Annotated in this window: 20 protein-coding genes; 12 read left to right on the top strand and 8 right to left on the bottom strand. The window is 36.3% G+C overall.

The window, feature by feature from the left end:
* Window positions 1-141 precede the first annotated feature (141 nt).
* From NST76_RS06180 to NST76_RS06170, 3 genes are all read right to left on the bottom strand, one after another.
* On the bottom strand, window positions 142-1,176 hold the full coding sequence (locus NST76_RS06180) for a DnaD domain protein (RefSeq protein WP_340810135.1): 1,035 nt from the start codon (window positions 1,174-1,176) through the stop codon (window positions 142-144).
* A 249-nt stretch (window positions 1,177-1,425) separates the two neighbouring features.
* Complete coding sequence (locus NST76_RS06175) at window positions 1,426-2,190, bottom strand: phage antirepressor (protein WP_036127657.1); 765 nt, start codon at window positions 2,188-2,190, stop codon at window positions 1,426-1,428.
* 23 nt (window positions 2,191-2,213) lie between these two features.
* A complete protein-coding gene (locus NST76_RS06170; protein ID WP_101966368.1) occupies window positions 2,214-2,462 on the bottom strand; it encodes a helix-turn-helix transcriptional regulator in 249 nt (82 codons plus the stop codon).
* Between the two features lie 155 nt (window positions 2,463-2,617).
* Here NST76_RS06170 and NST76_RS06165 point away from each other — a divergent pair, with 155 nt between their 5' ends.
* The 3 genes from NST76_RS06165 to NST76_RS06155 all read left to right on the top strand — a co-directional run bounded on the left by NST76_RS06165 (window position 2,618) and on the right by NST76_RS06155 (window position 4,937).
* Window positions 2,618-2,974: a helix-turn-helix transcriptional regulator gene (locus NST76_RS06165; protein WP_036127660.1), complete on the top strand. Its 357-nt coding sequence runs from the start codon at window positions 2,618-2,620 to the stop codon at window positions 2,972-2,974.
* A 90-nt stretch (window positions 2,975-3,064) separates the two neighbouring features.
* Window positions 3,065-3,565 (top strand): ImmA/IrrE family metallo-endopeptidase, encoded by a 501-nt coding sequence (locus tag NST76_RS06160; protein ID WP_036127663.1) that lies wholly within the window; start codon window positions 3,065-3,067, stop codon window positions 3,563-3,565.
* 472 nt (window positions 3,566-4,037) lie between these two features.
* Window positions 4,038-4,937, top strand: a complete 900-nt coding sequence (locus tag NST76_RS06155; RefSeq protein WP_036127666.1) for a hypothetical protein — start codon at window positions 4,038-4,040, stop codon at window positions 4,935-4,937.
* Between the two features lie 449 nt (window positions 4,938-5,386).
* Here the strand turns inward: NST76_RS06155 and NST76_RS06150 are convergent, their stop codons facing one another.
* The gene (locus NST76_RS06150; RefSeq protein ID WP_036127669.1) at window positions 5,387-5,983 is read right to left on the bottom strand and encodes a TetR/AcrR family transcriptional regulator C-terminal domain-containing protein; all 597 of its coding nucleotides are present in this window, start codon (window positions 5,981-5,983) and stop codon (window positions 5,387-5,389) included.
* A gap of 116 nt (window positions 5,984-6,099) precedes the next feature.
* Between NST76_RS06150 and NST76_RS06145 the strand changes: the two genes are divergently transcribed.
* From NST76_RS06145 to NST76_RS06130, 4 genes are all read left to right on the top strand, one after another.
* On the top strand, window positions 6,100-6,828 hold the full coding sequence (locus NST76_RS06145; RefSeq protein ID WP_036127672.1) for an ABC transporter ATP-binding protein: 729 nt from the start codon (window positions 6,100-6,102) through the stop codon (window positions 6,826-6,828).
* A complete protein-coding gene (locus tag NST76_RS06140; RefSeq protein WP_036127675.1) occupies window positions 6,825-7,841 on the top strand; it encodes an ABC transporter permease in 1,017 nt (338 codons plus the stop codon). Before NST76_RS06145 ends, NST76_RS06140 begins: the two co-directional genes overlap by 4 nt.
* Window positions 7,842-7,974: 133 nt before the next feature.
* Window positions 7,975-8,847, top strand: coding sequence for an ABC transporter ATP-binding protein (locus NST76_RS06135; protein WP_036127678.1), 873 nt, complete (start codon window positions 7,975-7,977; stop codon window positions 8,845-8,847).
* Window positions 8,840-9,547 (top strand): hypothetical protein, encoded by a 708-nt coding sequence (locus NST76_RS06130; RefSeq protein WP_036127682.1) that lies wholly within the window; start codon window positions 8,840-8,842, stop codon window positions 9,545-9,547. Before NST76_RS06135 ends, NST76_RS06130 begins: the two co-directional genes overlap by 8 nt.
* 50 nt (window positions 9,548-9,597) lie before the next feature.
* On the opposite strand, the gene NST76_RS06125 is transcribed toward NST76_RS06130, so the two are convergent.
* Together NST76_RS06125 and NST76_RS06120 are read right to left on the bottom strand one after the other, a co-directional pair.
* The gene (locus NST76_RS06125) at window positions 9,598-10,332 is read right to left on the bottom strand and encodes a DUF4184 family protein (RefSeq protein ID WP_036127684.1); all 735 of its coding nucleotides are present in this window, start codon (window positions 10,330-10,332) and stop codon (window positions 9,598-9,600) included.
* Window positions 10,333-10,401: 69 nt separating this feature from the next.
* The gene (locus NST76_RS06120; protein WP_036127686.1) at window positions 10,402-10,848 is read right to left on the bottom strand and encodes a DUF523 domain-containing protein; all 447 of its coding nucleotides are present in this window, start codon (window positions 10,846-10,848) and stop codon (window positions 10,402-10,404) included.
* Window positions 10,849-10,977: 129 nt separating this feature from the next.
* Here NST76_RS06120 and NST76_RS06115 point away from each other — a divergent pair, with 129 nt between their 5' ends.
* The 5 genes from NST76_RS06115 to NST76_RS06095 all read left to right on the top strand — a co-directional run bounded on the left by NST76_RS06115 (window position 10,978) and on the right by NST76_RS06095 (window position 15,714).
* Window positions 10,978-11,463, top strand: coding sequence for an 8-oxo-dGTP diphosphatase (locus NST76_RS06115; RefSeq protein ID WP_036127689.1), 486 nt, complete (start codon window positions 10,978-10,980; stop codon window positions 11,461-11,463).
* A 325-nt stretch (window positions 11,464-11,788) separates the two neighbouring features.
* Window positions 11,789-12,850 carry an iron-siderophore ABC transporter substrate-binding protein gene (locus NST76_RS06110; protein ID WP_036127692.1) on the top strand — a complete coding sequence of 354 codons (1,062 nt, stop codon included), beginning with the start codon at window positions 11,789-11,791 and terminating at the stop codon, window positions 12,848-12,850.
* 1 nt (window position 12,851) lies between these two features.
* On the top strand, window positions 12,852-13,886 hold the full coding sequence (locus tag NST76_RS06105; RefSeq protein WP_170829786.1) for an iron ABC transporter permease: 1,035 nt from the start codon (window positions 12,852-12,854) through the stop codon (window positions 13,884-13,886).
* A complete protein-coding gene (locus NST76_RS06100; RefSeq protein WP_036127696.1) occupies window positions 13,883-14,914 on the top strand; it encodes an iron chelate uptake ABC transporter family permease subunit in 1,032 nt (343 codons plus the stop codon). Before NST76_RS06105 ends, NST76_RS06100 begins: the two co-directional genes overlap by 4 nt.
* The gene (locus tag NST76_RS06095) at window positions 14,914-15,714 is read left to right on the top strand and encodes an ABC transporter ATP-binding protein (RefSeq protein ID WP_036127699.1); all 801 of its coding nucleotides are present in this window, start codon (window positions 14,914-14,916) and stop codon (window positions 15,712-15,714) included. The genes NST76_RS06100 and NST76_RS06095 overlap by 1 nt, the downstream gene beginning before the upstream one ends.
* A gap of 515 nt (window positions 15,715-16,229) precedes the next feature.
* Here the strand turns inward: NST76_RS06095 and NST76_RS06090 are convergent.
* Window positions 16,230-16,745 (bottom strand): DUF6886 family protein, encoded by a 516-nt coding sequence (locus tag NST76_RS06090; protein ID WP_036127702.1) that lies wholly within the window; start codon window positions 16,743-16,745, stop codon window positions 16,230-16,232.
* A gap of 14 nt (window positions 16,746-16,759) precedes the next feature.
* A complete protein-coding gene (locus NST76_RS06085) occupies window positions 16,760-17,500 on the bottom strand; it encodes a class I SAM-dependent methyltransferase (RefSeq protein ID WP_036127705.1) in 741 nt (246 codons plus the stop codon).
* Between the last annotated feature and the right edge of the window lie 185 nt (window positions 17,501-17,685).

The raw sequence follows: 17,685 nt of genomic DNA, 5'->3' as shown, positions 1-17,685 counted from the left end.
TAACAAATGTTTTTACATTGTGCTAAATAAATGTCAAACGCACACCCTCAATATACGTTTTGTTTTTTAAATGCTCTTTCATCCTTGAACACCAAAACATACGATCATGCAATCTGATTTTTAGTCATTGCTCATACACTCCTATTTACCAAGCATTTCTAAAACCTTTTGTCTTTCAGCTTCAAAATCTATCGTGTTGTTATTAGACTCAGCAGATGGAATTGATGACTCGTCTTTATCATTACGATTGGCGAACCACTCTGGCACTATCTCTGTACGACTGTTAGACTTTTGATAAGAATATCGGCTAGATTGCTGTCTATTTTTTTTCTCCCTTTCTTCCTTGGCCTTTAATTGCTCAACATTCTTAATAAAAGACTTTCTCCAGTTTGCTAAAATTTGTTCTGTATACTGCATTGGTATGTTTGGTTGATGTAGTGCCGTTATTTTCATGGCTTCATAAACAAGTGCTGGATTATTTTCACTTGCCATGCGTTCTATGCACTCGCAAATATAACTAGATGCTCTTTGAATGTTTTCATCATAGAATTTAGTTAAGAAAATTAATTGTTCCTCAGTGACTGTCGACTGACTGACTATTTCACTATCTGCTGTTTGTTTTTGTTTTTCTTTTTGTTTTTCTTTTTGTTTTTCTTTTTGTTTTTCTTCCCCACACACTTTAGAAGGTGTATCGATAGGGTATTGATACGGTATCGAACCATTGTCATTACTAGGATTAAGTTCTTTCTGCTCATCCTGTACTTCTAACAGTATTGATACGGTATCGAGACTGTATCCTAACTGTTCCAATGAGGTAACATAGCTCTTAACAAATGGGGTATGTTTTACTGCAAACAGCTCTTTTTCGATACATTTTTTAACTTTAGGCGAATTTATAAAGTTGTATTTTGCCCAGTTAATTAGCATGATTTCTTTCGTTAATTCGTTGTAAGTAATTTTTCCGTATTCAAAGAACCTTTGTAATAGTTTCTTTACTGTTTCACGGTTATAACCTGTATGCATTTCTATTACTCTGTAAGGTAATTCGTAAATACCACATTGTGTTGTATTATTGTTTGTCATCAAATACAGATAGAAATATTTCTCCTCTGGTGTAAGATCTAATACAAAGCCGTCATCCCAAAAAGTTGTGTGTACATGTCTGTATTTAGCCATTTTCTCTCCCCCTAATGTGTTCTTTTTACTATGTGGTTGACACTGATGTTGTCTAACTAGTGGATCGTTTAAAAAGTTATTTGAAATCAGGTTCGAAGGGGACAATTGTTTTTAATTGTGCTAAATCAACAAAACGTACTTTGGGATGAAGAGTGACTCTAGTAAAGTTATTTGAGTTGCCTTCTATTCTTTCTTTAGTCATGATGAAAAAATTTCGAATCACCATCGATTCGTTCACTATTGTACTAATCATATTGTCACTACCTTGCCCAAAAACTTATTAATAAAGTAAGCCTGTCCTTTACTAGTGATTTTAGATGTTTTACTAATACTGATTTCCCCACTGTTATGATGAATAGGTGTTTCTTTAATTTCGAACAAACCCAGTTGCATTGATTTTTGTGTTGGTGAATTGTAAGCTGATCCTTTACGCTTGATTAAATAGCCATTTTCTCTTAGCCATTTGAATAGACGCTTTTGTCCAACATCTATACCATTTTGCTTTAAGATTTTGGCGAACTCTCCAATAAGAATGCTTGTTTCACTAGCTTGTATTGCATCTGCAAATAACACTTTTGTTTTTTGTGAATCAATCAACAATCGCTGCTCAACCATATTTTTCTCGTTATTTTTGATTTTTTTACTGGCAATTAATAAAGCTTTAGCCATAATTGATGCATCATCATCGTTTTCGATAGTAGTGATATAGCCACCATCCTTTCTAACTGAGGGTAAAACTTCTGATTTAACCCATTTTTTAAATGCTCTTGCCGTTGGTTTACGACTTGCGAATATTAGTTCATAAAGTCCAGATTCATTGACAATGTTTGTTTCACCCTGACGCCCTAAGTTGAACTTCGACCGTTCATCATTTTCTAAACGGTTAATTGCTACAGTAGGATTAGTTAGTGCTAATACTCTACAAACATCCGCGGCTACAAACCAAGGCTCGTTATTTAATTCAACAATTCGAACGTTTTGATTATGAAAGTTAAAAGTTTGCAATCGATTCATATAAGAACCTCCAGATTAGTTTCTTACCAAACACAACAAAATGTTGTTTTATTTTTCAAAAAAATTTTTGATGGTGCCATTTCAAATAGGTCAGAAATTGCTAATGCTACATCTAAGGACGGTGTGCGTACTCCCTGTTCAATCATTCCATAATAGCTTTCACTAATAGTGATACCGAGTTCAATATCAAGTTTTTCCACTACATCTTTTTGCAACCAATTTTTTTGTTTTCTAGCATCAATAAGTATTAACCGACGATTTGTTGTTTCCAAAACCACACCCCCAACTTTTTATGGTTTTATATTACCCAACAAAAAGTTGTCTGTCAAACCAAAACTAGATTTTTTGTTGTTTTTTTATTTTTATTTAACTACAAACCCAACAAATTGTTGTATAATTAGGTTACATATTTAAGTGAGGTGTAATCATGTCTAACGTACCGCAAAGGCTTAAAGAGTTAAGAAAAGAAGCTAAATTAACACAAGCAGATGTTGCCAAATTCTTAAATATTTCTGAAAGTGCATACGGGTATTATGAACAAGGCCGCAATGAAATTTCCATAGGAAGCCTTCAAAAGTTAGCAGAAAAATACGATGTAAGCGTAGCGTATATATTATGTGAAACAGATGAAAAACAACCTTTTGATAAAGATGAGGCTGCTTTCCAAGCATTTGCTAATGATCCAGAATTGCAGGTCTTTTATAAAGAACTTCCTAAGTCAGATGAAGAAACTGTTCGCCGTTTACGAGACATTTGGGAGATTATCAAACATGAAAAGAAATAATATTTTTTAGCCCTTCTTCCTAGAAGTGGGCTTTTATTATAAATCAAATAAGAACATACGTTTCATTACAAGGAATTTGGGGATGGTTTTATGTCATATACTACATACACCGAAGATTTTATAGAAAATCTTTATACTAAATTAGAAATTTTGTTACCACATCAACTAGATGTAAATGAAATAGCCTACAAGTTAGGCATTCTAGTATATTTCTGGGATAATCCCAGTCAAGTCCTATTTTTAGGTGATCAGGCTTATATTTTTTTAGATCAAAATCTGTCCCCTAAACAATTGTGGCAAGATTTTTGTCATGAACTGTGTCATGTTTTATTTCATAGTGGCAGTCAGGAAAAGATGCCCTACTCGTGGATTGAGTATCAAGAGTGGAAAGCTAATAATTTTATGGTACAAGCATGTGTACCAACATTTATGTTGAATAAAATTACCTTACCGGAAAGCGAGGATAAAGCCATTCAACTAATTCAAGAGCTATTCAATGTTGAATGGGATTTCGCTTATAAAAGATTAGAACAATATAAAAACAATAAATTTATGCATGAATTAGATGCAAAAGCAGCGAAAATGTACTAAAAGGAAATGCTGATGAAATTTTCCAATATTAGCAATTTCACTTAGATACCTGTTCATGAGATGCAAATGAACTTAAAGTTACCCATAGTAATAATCGGTGATTGCTTCCTAAATGGTGAAGAGGAATTTTTGTATCCATAATTTGCTTGGTCCTAACCTTAATGGCTTAGTAATTAAAACACTGTATTTTCTTTAGCAACTACATATCGAACATCATCACTTTTACTGAAATGATTTATTGGATTTCAGGGTACAAAACGTGGTACGTATTAAATGAGTATCCCCTCCCCCTCTATTTTAATGTATCTCCATTTATGACTAATATTTTCCTCAAGAGTCATAAAAGATTAAAAGGTACATTGTTCTAATGATTATTTCCTACATAAAATAGGCATACAATTGCTGCCAAACGAATAGAAACCTATATAGAGAACAATTAGTCATGGGGAAAAATAAAGTGGGGTGTGAAAGGATGCTTAAAGTAAATGATGCAAAAGAAATGGTACTTGGAATTGTGCAAGATGACCCATTGTTTGTTGCACTACAACATACGCCTTTAGAGGAGAATCTTTATCAGGATGCTTATTTAACAGATATCGATGAATCCAAACACTATACAATAGCAGAAGTCGCGGGCTGGTTTGATATTACAGACGCTATGCTTCGCTACTATTTAAAACCATTTGAACAATACATTTTTGACAATACATCGCCGAACGTGAATGGTAATATTCGTTTAAACCTACCTGCTATAGTAAGGCTAAGAATGATTTTATTATTGAAGGATGAGTATCGTGTGAGGGGGATAAAATTATTGCTAGGCATTGATGATAATGGTCAGTTGCTGAAACATCAAATTACCGCAACGACTATGGATTCTGATGATTTATCACATAAAATTGATGTGCTTGGAAACGTCCTACAGCAGATGATCCAAACTGGCCTCTTTCAAATTTTGCCAGATGAAGAGCAAGGAACATTACAAGTAAACATCAATCAGGATTTTCTTGCTCAAAATATTCAGCGATTATCCGCAGACTCCGCTCTTCAAGTAGAGGAAATTCAAAAAGAAACAGTAGAATTGAAACAAGAAAATGAACATCTCCAACAGCAAATTTCAGAGCTACAAGAAAACAGTGTGAAGGATATTGTGCAGAAGATTAGAGAGCGTCATATAGAAAATGAGATTGTATCTACTTTGCGAACGGAAGCATTACGGCTTTTTTCAGAGAAGCATAAAGTAAGTTTTTTCACTAAAATGTTCAAGTCAGCTCAAATTGAGATGGATAAGGAGCAATTTGTGCTAAGCTATATTTCTCAGCATTTAGAAGAACGCTTGGAAGTGGCATTGAACGATTATTATGACAAATAAATTTGAACAAAGGGTTATCAGCAGAACATGCGTGAGACTAGCTAAAAGGCTCATCGTCATGTTCTTTTTTATATGCGCATAATGCGCTAGCTATTTATACTCCTTACTATTACTACCTTGGTGACAATCTTCGAAATGTTGTTTTCTTATGAGCTAAACATAACAAGGCTATTGTTGCAAAATTTCGGTCTACTTTTGTTGTAGCAGTAAGGCTTTAAAACTTGCTATGCCTATCGTGCTGGAATTTTTAATATCTTTTATCACATTGAAGCACTTAATAATAGGGGGCAATCTATACATTGTTCGGTTCAAATAAAATTCAACTAGATTGCTCTTACCGGTGGATGCTTGGCAGTCATTTTCTAATTGGTGTACTTTGCGATAGTTTAGCTAGTCATTTTTTCGTTAAACGAGATTGACAATTATCATCCCCAACCGCTACAGTGCCGTTAACTATTGGCTACTACATTTCCTAAAAATCGTAATAATCGAAAATGGAGGGCGACCATTTCTTCTACCGTTAAATTTTCATTGCCTTTGTCAAGCCACTCCTGAATTACACCCAGAATGGCAGATGCGATAAAGGCTTGTAAGTATTGCTGAAATTCCGGATCCTTTACTTCCTCACGAATCACTGATAATCTGTCCAAAATATGATTGCCAAAGATAGTTTTCATCTTTTGTGTAAAAGCAGGACTTCCTTGCTCTCCTAATAACATACGAAAGGCTGTTGCATGCTCTTTTATACATGTTATCACTTTAATAAAGGGTTGATAGAATTGACCCATTTTTAATGTTTGGAATGCTTCCACTGGTTGAACATGTTTGACATAGCGTTCTAATTCCATTAATAGCTCCTGTTGCAAATCCTCCATTACGTCATATTTATCCGTATAATGTAAATAAAACGTTCCACGATTGATTTGGGCCGCTAACGCTAAATTTTTGACGGTCACACGTTCAAAGCCGACCTCCTCTACTTGCTGGATAAAAACCTTTTTAATGGCTTGCTTTGTTTCAAAATTCATCTTTTCATGTACAGACACAAACTTCCCTCCAGTTACTTAACACTTACAGGCAAACTGTTGATTGTATTTGTTCACATGCTACCGTAAAATTTTTATCAAATCAACATAGTGTTCAGTGAAGGAGTGAGATCCATATGGGAAACCATGCAATCTCTATTAAAACCCTTGAAAAAAGATTTCAACATAAGCAAGTTATTGCCCCCCTTACCTTAGATATTCCCAAGGGACAATTGATGGGCTTACTTGGTCCGTCAGGCTGTGGAAAAACAACGCTAATTAAAATGATTATGGGCATGCTAAAGCCTGATAATGGCACTATTGAAGTATTAGATTTAGCTGTTCCACATAAGCAATTATTGAATGATATCGGCTATATGGCACAGTCAGATGCACTTTATACGGATTTAACTGGTGAAGAAAATCTACATTTTTTTGCCAAGCTTTATTCATTATCGAAGGCGGAGCAAATGGAGCGTGTAGCCTATGCCGCAAGCCTTGTTCGTTTGACCGATGACTTACAGCTTAAAGTGATGAATTATTCTGGAGGTATGAAACGTCGGCTGTCCCTTGCCATTGCCCTTATTCAAAATCCTAAGGTATTGATTTTAGATGAGCCAACGGTTGGCATTGATCCTGTTTTAAAAAAGGAAATTTGGCAAGAACTTATTCGTTTAAAAGAACACGAACATAAAACGATTTTAGTGACGACACATGCGATGGATGAAGCGGAAAGATGCGATCAATTAGCTATGCTCAGAAGCGGGCATATTATTGCACAAGGGACACCACAGGCATTAAAAGCCTTTTATCAGGCAAAAGATTTTGATGAAGTGTTTTTAAAGGCTGGAGGTGACGTACAATGAGAATGGGTGCTATCGTCACAAGAATCATACAACAAATGAAACGAGATAAGCGGACACTTGCTTTATTATTTTTAGCCCCACTTCTTGTCTTGTCATTAATGTATTTTATTTTCAATAGTAACGAGGCTTCTGTCACACTTGTCGTCTCTAATGGTCCCACACCATTGATTGACAAATTGAAAGAGACAGATTTTACAATTATTGAAGACGATGATTTTTCGAAAAAACAGCTACAGGACAAAGAGTATGATGGATGGCTAGCAATAGAGCAAAACGAACTAAAGTTAACTTTATTAAATGATGATCCTTCCCAGTCAAAAGCTTTAACAATGCAGCTTGCTCAACTTTTACAGACTTCTCAAGACTCCATAGGTAGTTTAGAAACAGACTATGTTTATGGTGATAAGGATACGGCCATTTTTGATATATTTAGTCCCATGCTCATTGGCTTCTTCGTATTTTTCTTTGTCTTTTTAATTACAGGGATTGCCTTGTTAAAGGAACGAACATCTGGGACATTGGAACGTTTACTTGCAACACCTATCAAACGCTCAGAAATTGTAGCAGGCTATATGGTCGGTTATGGTTTATTTGCCTTCCTACAAACAATTATTATCGTACTGTTTGGCATCTATGTGCTTGATATTGTCCATGTAGGCTCCATTTGGCTTGTCTTACTCATTAATATGATGATTGCCCTTGTATCGTTATCCTTAGGTGCCCTGCTTTCAAGCTTTGCCGCTTCAGAATTCCAAATGATGCAATTTATTCCGCTTGTTATTGTTCCACAAGTATTCTTTTCAGGCATTTTTCCGCTTGATAGTATGGCGGAATGGCTTCAAAATATTGGACGTATCATGCCACTTTACTACGCAGCGGACGCATTAAATGGGGTTATGTATAAAGGTTATTCCTTCAATGATATTATAATTAATCTCAGTATTCTTGCTTGTTTCGCTGTAGTATTTATTACCTTAAATATCATTAGTTTAAAAAAATATCGGTCGCTGTAAAAAATACAGTAAGGTTCTGTTCATCATCAACAGCTCCTTACTGTTTTTCAATAAAAATGGTTTCTTTTGCCATACATACTACAAATCATTTACAATGAAATGAATGAATTTCAGTATAAGTAGGTGCAGATTGATGAACATATTGCTCGACGCACGAAACATCACTAAGCAATACAGAGGTACTTCCATTTTAGAAAATGTCTCCTTTACCATCTACGACAATCAAATAATTGCTATTGTTGGAAAAAACGGATCTGGCAAAAGCACGCTCTTAAAAATGATTGCTGGGCTTATTACGCCAGACAATGGTTCCTTTATGTCTTCTAAACAAGCTTTAAACATTGGCTATGTACCAGAGGTTGCCCCTTCCACTATTCTATTTACCCCCAAGGAATATCTTCAGCATATGGGGCGAATCCGTGGGATGGCTAAACAAAAACTTTTATCGAGAATAAATGATTTATTAATACTATTTCATCTGGAAGATGTACAGGATACTAGAATGACCCATTTTTCTAAAGGTATGAAACAAAAAATAATGATTATGCAGGCTATGCTCAACGAAACGGACTTGTTAATATTAGATGAACCTTTATCAGGGCTGGATTTGCAAACACAGAATGATTTGGAAGAAACACTGAAGACGCTCAAACAACAAGGGATGACGATTATCTTATCCTGTCACGAAACAAAGCTACTGGAGCATGTCGTTGATACGATTCTAATGATTCACCATAAAGAAGTGATGCAAACGGATTTATCTGTTACTCCTACAACCTACAATCAATTAATTTTTGAAATTTCGAATATTACATACATAAAAGATCTATTACATGTAACGGAAATACAGCAGCAATCACCATTAGCGAATGGTTTTTATGAAGTGATTGTCCATATCCAAGCACAGCGTACTGACCATCTTTTACAACAGCTACTTGATAAAAACGCTTCTATTAAACAACTCATACCGATCAATGATAAGGAGAAGTTCATACAACATGATTAGTTTAGGCCGATATCAGTTACAAAATTATTTGAGAACCTATCAGTATATTCCACCTTTTTCTATTTTTATTTTATGTCTTGTTGTTAACTACACATTCGTCCCAAACCCTATATTAGATAGCTTTTCATTTACCTCTATAATCCTCTTTTTCCTGATGGGCTGGTTTACCGTCACACTATTTCATTCAGAGGATGAAGGGCAAAAAATGATAACGATATTACATGCAAATGGTGCGACATCTTATCATTTCAGCCTGTTTATAATTGCCATTTTGATTGCTTTTAGCTTAAGTATGGTTTCTGTTATTTATCCCACAGCTATCCATGCTTTTGCCGAGGAACCAAGCTTTACACACCTATTTCTTGGATTTCTCTCTCATGTTAGCTTAGCGATTTTGGGGATTGCTCTCTCTGCTATCTTTACAAGAGAGCTTGTCAAAAATAAACAAAACACTTGGTGGGGAGTCATTAGCGTCTTATTATTAACCTTGGTAGTCGCAACGTTAAAAGATTCAATCCCGCAAATGAAAGGTCTTATTTTGGTTCTACCACCACTCCATCTTTCTTTAGAAATAATGACTGTTGGCGATCAAATAAAATCCATCCCTAGTAAGTTCTATTGGCAGTTCATCTGGATACTAGTTTATGCTAGCTTCGTTATCTATGTATTTTTCTTTTTATCCAAACTGAAAAGGAGGTAACGAACAAAAGGACTCCCACTTAAAGGAAGTCCTGTCATGCTCGTTATTATTTATTTTTGCCAATATGTTTTCAATAAACAAATGGTTAGCAAGCTACAGAAAAATGAATCAATCATACGGACCACCCATACACCATAATTGCTAACTGATACCCCATCTATAATAGACCAGCAACATACATAGAAGATTGCTAATCCAAGTACCTGTATCCAGAAAAATAATTTTTGTTTAGGATGAATAGTGAGCAATGAATTCGTTGATTGATGGGCTGCTCTAACATAGACATAACCGATAATCAACGTAATGCCTACTAAAGTACTGCCATGCTGTAAGTATTTATAAAGGGGGAATTGAAAACCGAAAATGGGCATTGTTTCTGATAAAATAGATAGATGCGAAACCATAAATCCATTTTTATGTGTAAAGGAATCCCAAATGACATGTGTGAGCATACCCAAAAACGCTGAATAACCAAAGACAATGACATTGAGTCGTTTACTCCTGGAAGTTGTTTGGTTAGCTGTATCCTGTAAACATACTGGTAAATGATGAACTACATGCTGCCGAACATACTTACAATAAATGATGTAAATCACAATAATAAGAGGTAAATTAAAAATGAAAAATCCCGTTAAGCTATGACCTATCTCACCTATTGGTCTACCTCTAAAAAAATACTCAAAATCAGGTGCCATACTTCCTAGTACAAGTGCTGAAAAATGGATGTACTTACTTCGTCTTGAAAAAGGTAAAATTGCGGCTGGATGTGCGAATGTTAATGGCATATAAGCCACCTCCCACCAGTTCAGACGTTTCTAACTGACAAAGGTTACTCTCTCGTTAAAACCGACCTTTCATAAAAATTGCTCTTCTAATAGAACCTCAATCCCATACCTTCGTAGTAATGCTGTAGTTACCCCTTCACCCAATAATTTAGTACCATTGAACGCCCCATTATAAATCATTGCACTACCACAAGATGGACTATACTCCTTTAAAACGACCAGAGAGGCGTCTACTTCAAGTGCTTTTTGTAAAGTCGCATAGGCTCCTTTTAAATACAGCTCTGTGACATCACGCCCAGTCCTTTCAATAACGGTTGCTTTGCCATCAAGTACATCCCCTCCATTGCCTCCCACAATTTCAGCAGGCTCCCGAGGGGTTGAAAAACCGCCCATCAGCTCTGGGCAAACAGTAATCGCTTTATTTTCTAACATAAGCCTTTGTATTTTTTCATCTAAACTGTTGGTGCCATTATAACGAACACTTAACCCTGCTAAACAAGCACTTATTAATATCACAGCGATTCTCACTCCTTCAACTATCTTTATTAACTATAACACGCATACAGGATGCAATTTTGACGTGATAGAATGATTTCTTTGATACAATATTTTTAGTAACGACTAAATAGAAAAGGAGAAACAATTTTGGCTGAATTTACAATTTGTTTTCTAAAGAAGGGTGAACAAATTCTTTTATTGAATAGAAATTACCCAGCATGGATGGGAGCCTGGAATGGTGTAGGTGGTAAAATTGAACAGGACGAAACGCCATTAGCAGGTGCTATACGAGAAATTAAAGAAGAAACAGGTATTACGGTTGAAGAAATTACTTATAAAGGAAAAATCACATGGACAGATGGTGTTGTTAACTATGGCTGTATGTATGCTTTTATAGCAGAACTACCTGAATCTTTTACATATATAACACCTATAAAAGTTGCAGAGGGTATTCTTGATTGGAAGGACCTTACTTGGATTTTCCACCCTGAAAATGTTGGCATTGCAGATTTAAAACATTATTTACCAACAATGCTCAATGAGGCAACTAATTATGATTACATCTTCACTTATCAAGACAAACAATTAGTTCATATTTCTTCCACACCAATCGAACAAACATCTACAGTCTAATAGACAAGGAAGCCTCGTCCATGCAATAAGTGTAGGACGGGGCTTGCTTTCTAAACGTCTCTTCTAGGAAAAATTCGTTACATATACCAATTTAGGGATGTGTAATTAAGGATAATAGTTTAAGAATTCTCAACCAAGAAGTGCGGGGCATTTCCGCTTTTTTCTAGCTCAGTTTTTATACCGAATATCGTATAATTGTGATAAAGCAAAAAAACATCAAAAATGCAAAAATATTTGTTGACTTTTACTGAAATTAGCGTAATATTTTTCTCTGAATGATAAGGATTATCATTATCATTTTTTAAAATAAAGTGAGGTAAAAAAAATGTCAAAAATTAAAAATTCTATGTTCATAGTAATGCTTTTATCATTAATGGTTTTAGCTTTAGCAGCATGTTCTGATTCATCTAATAAAGACACTGCTAAAAAAGAAGAACAAACAAAAGACAATACATCAGAAACTACTGATGAACAGCAATATCCGATTACAATTAAACACGCTTTTGGTGAAACTGTTATTGAGAAAAAGCCTGAGCGTGTAGCAACAATTGCTTGGTCTAACCATGACGTTGCACTATCACTTGGTGTAGTGCCAGTTGGTTTCTCTGCAGCTAACTATGGTGTACAAGATGGTAGTGGTATGCTTCCTTGGACTGCTGAAAAATTAAAAGAGCTTGGTGAAGAAAATCCGAATATTTATCAAGATACTGACGGTTTAGACTTCGAAGCCATTGCTGACTCTAACCCAGATGTCATTCTTGCTGCATACTCTGGTATTACGCAAGAAGAGTATGAGACATTAAGTCAAATCGCACCTGTTGTAGCCTATAAAGAAACTCCTTGGGTAACTTCTTGGCGTGACCAAGTTACATTAAACGCTCAAGGTATGGGTATGGAAGCACAAGGTCAACAATTAATCAAAGACACTGAAAAATTGATCCAAGATAAAGTGAATGAACATGCTGCTATTAAAGGTAAAAAAGCTGCATTCGCTATGTTTACTCCAACAGATTTATCAAAATTCTATGTTTATACACCTGCAGATCCACGCGGTGAATTCTTAATGGAATTAGGTATGGAATATCCTGAAAGCGTTACAAAACAAATTTCGGATGATAGCAGCTTCTATATTGAATTAAGCGCTGAAAATGCAGATGCTTTAGCTGATGTAGAAATCTTTATTGCTTACGGAGATGAAACAACTTTACCAGCTTTACAAGCTGACCCAATTTTAGGGAAAGTACCTGCTATTCAAAATGGGAATGTTGTTGTTATTGGTGATAATACGCCACTTGCAGCTGCTGGTACCCCTAGCCCACTATCAATTGCCTATACAATTGATGACTATTTATCATTAATCTCAGACGTAGCAAAAAATATAAAGTAATATGAATAAGATACAAGCTACCGAACAGAAGCAGTTATTTATCCCTAAAAATTTCGCTAAAGTTTTGCTTTTTCTTATCATTTTTCTTGCGTTATGTGTAATTGCTTCGCTACTATTCGGTTCTCGTACAATTGGCTGGACTGGACTAATGGATGGCTTGTTCCATCCTGATGTTCAGTCACATGAAGCCGTTGTTGTTCGAAAACGAATCGTCCGAACAATTTTTAGTTTACTGTGTGGTGCGGCATTAGGCGTTTCTGGGGCACTAATGCAAGCCGTTACACGTAATCCAATTGCAGATCCAAGTATTTTGGGGGTAAACACAGGGGCATCACTTTTTGTCGTTTGTGGTATCGCCTTTTTAAACATTAGTTCAGCCAATCAATATATATGGTTAGCAATAGCGGGTGCCATTATCACTGCTATTTTTGTATTTGGAATAGGCTCTATGGGTGCAAGTGGTGCTACACCATTAAAGCTTGTACTTGCAGGGGCTGCTACAAGTGCCATTTTATCTTCATTAGTCGTTGCGGTTATGATTCCGCGTACAAATGTAATGGATCAATTTCGATTTTGGCAAGTTGGTAGTGTAGGAGCTGGAAGCTGGGACGCTATTCAGCTATTTATTCCATTTTTAGTTGTAGGCCTATTGATTGCCCTCTTCACTGCTCCAGCACTAAATGCTTTAGCACTCGGGGATGAAGTGGCAACTGGTTTAGGTGTTCGTACTGGTACACTACGTATGTTTGCAGCACTAGGTGGAGTTCTTTTATGTGGGGCTGCTACCGCTCTAGCAGGACCTATTGGTTTTATCGGTTTATTAGCAACTCATGTTGTCCGCCTTATTATAGGACCTGATATACGCTTTATCCTTCCTATGTCTGCCTTAACAGGAGCAATTATTTTAACGTTTTCAGATGTTTGTGGTCGACTTCTCGGCAGTCCTGGTGAGCTAGAGGTGGGTATTTTAACAGCCTTTATTGGTGCCCCTATCTTGATTTTAATTACGATGAAAGCGAAAATGCGTGCGTTATGATGAATGAAACATTGATATCCATAATGAAAGGCAGACAACGAAGAAAAAGACGCTTTGTCATAATAACTTCTGTACTGACTGTTATTTCCATAATACTGTGTTGCACAATGCTAATGCTTGGTAACACGATTTATCCTGTTGAAGATGTTATCCGTGTTCTCCTTGGCCAACATGTACAAGGTGCCTCTTTCGCTGTAGGCACAATTCGATTACCACGCATGTTAGCTGGTACATTTGCTGGCTTTGCATTTGGTGTTGGAGGTTATATTTTCCAAACTATGTTGCGCAATCCTTTAGCAAATCCAAATGTTATTGGTATTACAGCTGGTTCAAGTGCTGCTGCTGTATTTTGTATTATTGTCCTGCAAGCAAGTAATATCGTTGTATCCATCGCTTCAATTATTGGCGGTTTAGCTACTGTCCTAATTATTTATGCTTTATCAAGAGGCTCTTCTTTTTCAATTGGCAAATTAATATTAATCGGGATTGGTATTCAAGCAATGCTAAATGCATTCATCTCTTATTTAATGCTAATTGGCAATACACATGATATTCCAAGTGCCATGAGATGGTTGAGTGGGAGCTTAAATGGTGCGAAAATGGAGTCACTCTATCCATTAATGATAATCGTCATTGTATTTACACCTGTACTGTTATTTTTCGGGAAGCATTTAGAAATGCTTGAGCTTGGTGAACAAACATCCACCTCTCTAGGTGTAGACACAAACAAAACAAGAATCATTTTAATGCTTTGTTCTGTATTAATCATTGCACTTGCTACAGCAACTACAGGACCGATTGCCTTTGTTGCATTCCTTGCTGGACCAATTGCCAAAAAATTAGTTGGTGTCGGGTTTTCAAATATACTTCCAGCTGGTCTAATTGGTGTTATTTTAGTATTGGCTGCTGATTTAATTGGTCAATTCGCATTTACAGCTAGATATCCAGTAGGTGTTATTACAGGAATCATTGGTGCACCTTACTTAATTTACTTGTTAATTCGAATCAATCGAAAGGGAGATATATGATGAAACCAACACATACGCTTCAGGCTGAACATATAACATCTGGTTACGAGCAAAAGACGATTTTAGAAAATGTCAGCATTGCTATTCCAAGTAATAAAATTAGCATTATTATTGGTGCGAATGGTTGCGGAAAATCTACATTATTAAAAACAATGGCACGCCTGATTAAGCCAACTGGTGGTCATGCCATGCTAGATGGCAAATCCATTCATCAAATGCCACCAAAACAATTAGCTCGTGTGTTAGGACTTTTACCTCAGTCCCCTATCGTTCCTGAAGGAATTACTGTTGCTGATTTAGTTGGCCGTGGTCGATTTCCTCATCAAACATTATTTAAAGGTTGGTCCAAACAAGATTATGAGGCAGTTGCAGAAGCTCTTGAAATGATGAACATTACAGAGTTTGCTGACCGCAATATCGATGAACTTTCAGGTGGTCAGCGTCAACGTGTGTGGATTGCTATGGCATTAGCGCAACAAACTGATATTTTATTTTTAGATGAGCCAACAACATTTTTAGATATTACATATCAAGTTGAAATTTTAGATTTACTAACAGATTTAAATAAAAAATATGGTACAACCATTGTCATGGTATTACATGACATTAATCTTTCTGCCCGTTATGCGGACTACTTATTCGCATTAAAAAATGGTCGTTTACTTGCAGAAGGTTCGCCAAAAGATATTGTGACAAGTGAGTTAATTAAAGATACATTTGACTTAGATAGCATGGTTATTGAAGACCCTGTTTCTAAAACACCTTTAATTGTTCCTGTTGGCCGTTATCATGCTGTCTAGTTATAAAGGGAATGTTGTTGAAAAAGGATCATGTTACTAGCAGAAAAAGACCTTTTAGCAAGGCGAGGGGCTAATGTCCATTCCGCCAGCATCCTTTCCAGGGGGCGTCCGTTGAGCCGCTTCACTTACTGCGTTCGCTCTAGTGTCTCGTCTGTGACGTTAAATCCCCTAGGAGTGGTACTGATTCCACTTCAATCAACCATTCTGCAAAAGTATCTTTTCCTTTTTCATTCAGTAGTGAACACCACTATGAACGATATACCTAAACCCTTTAAAACTACCTCATTTTGATCGTACTGGAAGACGAGATTGAAAATTTGTTAGAGTAGTACTTTAAATATCTTTCTCCACATCCTGCATCTAATACATGCTTTCCATCTGGCTCTTCCACCAAAGAATAGATGGTAGGGTTCAATGAATATCACCCTGCTTCTCGTAATTAGCTGTATACCTTTATCTAATTAATAGACAAACAAGCCTCGTCCATGCACTAGCAGCATGACGAGGCTTGTTCTTTAGTGTCTTGGCTGTGCAAAGCGCATCCTGCACATCGACCAATTTAAGCTTGTATACTGGATTTCGTCATGGATATCCCACAAGCGATCCACTATTCGCAATTCAACACTCCGTTCCAATAATGCTTTAGCTATATCGTTAACCTCAGAGACATTAATGGGCATTTGTATTAATTCACTTGTATAATAACCTGCATTATCATCCAGTAATGTGAATCCATTACTATCAAACTCATATAGGTAAAGTCTCGTATTCTTCAATACTTCAAACCATTTGTTTTCAATGACCACTACATGAGAAGCTTGTGCTAAATAATGCCCTCTATCTTGCTCTGTTGTTTGTACCCCTGCATGAAAGCAAACACGAGGACAATCTCTCGGCGTTAAATAATTTGGCAAGCATCTCTCATTGATGGCCCATACAAGCCCTTTGGTTGCATCTAAATCTGCTCGCTCAGGTAGTCGAGGATGAAACATCGTAATAGTAGGGTTCTCACTGACATGAAATAAACGCATGGATTCACTCTCCTTTATTTTCTAAGTTTAAAGACGATAAAATCTGCACAATGCAAATCTTCCTCAAATTGAGGATACTTCTCTAGCATGTCTTGTGATGGCTTTGGCTCTACAATAGCTTCAATGGTAAAGCCACTTTGAATAATGGCTTGCACATAGCTTGTTAATGTACGGTGATACAGCACAATTGAGGGGTCAGCATCTAGTTGTTGGTAAACCCCTTCATAAAAATAACGCTGGATTTTCCAATACTGTTGATCTAGCTGCTCATGTCTTATCCATCCACTATTTGGTGTCACAAAACATGGATGCAGAATTGAAAAAATAAAAATGCTATTAGGTTTCAAAAGACGATACATTTCATGCAATGCAGCCTTGTAGTCCTCTAAATCTTGAAGAACCATATTTGACACAATACCATCAAATTGCTCATCTGCTAGAAACGCTAAATTTTCACAGTTCCCGTGTAAAAATTGAATAGCTTCCTGCTGTTGTGTTCTTTCCATAGCAATATCCAGCATTTTTTGTGAAAAATCAACAGCCGTTACGCTTGCCCCTTTCTTCGCTAGTAACCTACTTAAATATCCTTCTCCACATCCTGCATCTAATACATGCTTTCCATCTAGCCCTTCCAGTAAAGAAAAGATGGTGGGATTTAACAGTACTACACGATGATTGTCACCCTGCTCATCGTAGGTAGCTGTATACCGCTCTGCATATTGATTCCAACGTTGAATAGCTTGTTCTGTGTTCATATAAAGTCCCCATTTCAATGTAGAATCGTAACGTTACGTCCTTTGTGCACTTATCTATTTTTCCATATAAAGAAAAAAATATATAGACTTTTATTATATTTTTTAATATCATGTAGATAGAGGCACGGCTTCTTTAAGTAAATGATAAAGCCAGAAATCCAAATAGGATTTCTGGCTTTTATGCG

Origin of the sequence: Lysinibacillus sp. FSL W7-1291 (assembly GCF_038593415.1) — a bacterium.
GTDB classification, from domain to species: domain Bacteria; phylum Bacillota; class Bacilli; order Bacillales_A; family Planococcaceae; genus Lysinibacillus; species Lysinibacillus fusiformis_D.
This window is presented reverse-complemented; position numbering and strand designations above follow the sequence as displayed.

What these genes read in the sequence shown, in the direction of transcription:
- NST76_RS06180 (WP_340810135.1), bottom strand. Translation starts at nt 1,176, where the DNA reads ATGGCTAAATACAGACATGTACACACAACTTTTTGGGATGACGGCTTT.
- NST76_RS06175 (WP_036127657.1), bottom strand. Translation starts at nt 2,190, where the DNA reads ATGAATCGATTGCAAACTTTTAACTTTCATAATCAAAACGTTCGAATT.
- NST76_RS06165 (WP_036127660.1), top strand. Translation starts at nt 2,618, where the DNA reads ATGTCTAACGTACCGCAAAGGCTTAAAGAGTTAAGAAAAGAAGCTAAA.
- NST76_RS06160 (WP_036127663.1), top strand. Translation starts at nt 3,065, where the DNA reads ATGTCATATACTACATACACCGAAGATTTTATAGAAAATCTTTATACT.
- NST76_RS06155 (WP_036127666.1), top strand. Translation starts at nt 4,038, where the DNA reads ATGCTTAAAGTAAATGATGCAAAAGAAATGGTACTTGGAATTGTGCAA.
- NST76_RS06145 (WP_036127672.1), top strand. Translation starts at nt 6,100, where the DNA reads ATGGGAAACCATGCAATCTCTATTAAAACCCTTGAAAAAAGATTTCAA.
- NST76_RS06140 (WP_036127675.1), top strand. Translation starts at nt 6,825, where the DNA reads ATGAGAATGGGTGCTATCGTCACAAGAATCATACAACAAATGAAACGA.
- NST76_RS06135 (WP_036127678.1), top strand. Translation starts at nt 7,975, where the DNA reads ATGAACATATTGCTCGACGCACGAAACATCACTAAGCAATACAGAGGT.
- NST76_RS06130 (WP_036127682.1), top strand. Translation starts at nt 8,840, where the DNA reads ATGATTAGTTTAGGCCGATATCAGTTACAAAATTATTTGAGAACCTAT.
- NST76_RS06125 (WP_036127684.1), bottom strand. Translation starts at nt 10,332, where the DNA reads ATGCCATTAACATTCGCACATCCAGCCGCAATTTTACCTTTTTCAAGA.
- NST76_RS06110 (WP_036127692.1), top strand. Translation starts at nt 11,789, where the DNA reads ATGTCAAAAATTAAAAATTCTATGTTCATAGTAATGCTTTTATCATTA.
- NST76_RS06105 (WP_170829786.1), top strand. Translation starts at nt 12,852, where the DNA reads ATGAATAAGATACAAGCTACCGAACAGAAGCAGTTATTTATCCCTAAA.
- NST76_RS06100 (WP_036127696.1), top strand. Translation starts at nt 13,883, where the DNA reads ATGATGAATGAAACATTGATATCCATAATGAAAGGCAGACAACGAAGA.
- NST76_RS06095 (WP_036127699.1), top strand. Translation starts at nt 14,914, where the DNA reads ATGAAACCAACACATACGCTTCAGGCTGAACATATAACATCTGGTTAC.
- NST76_RS06090 (WP_036127702.1), bottom strand. Translation starts at nt 16,745, where the DNA reads ATGCGTTTATTTCATGTCAGTGAGAACCCTACTATTACGATGTTTCAT.
- NST76_RS06085 (WP_036127705.1), bottom strand. Translation starts at nt 17,500, where the DNA reads ATGAACACAGAACAAGCTATTCAACGTTGGAATCAATATGCAGAGCGG.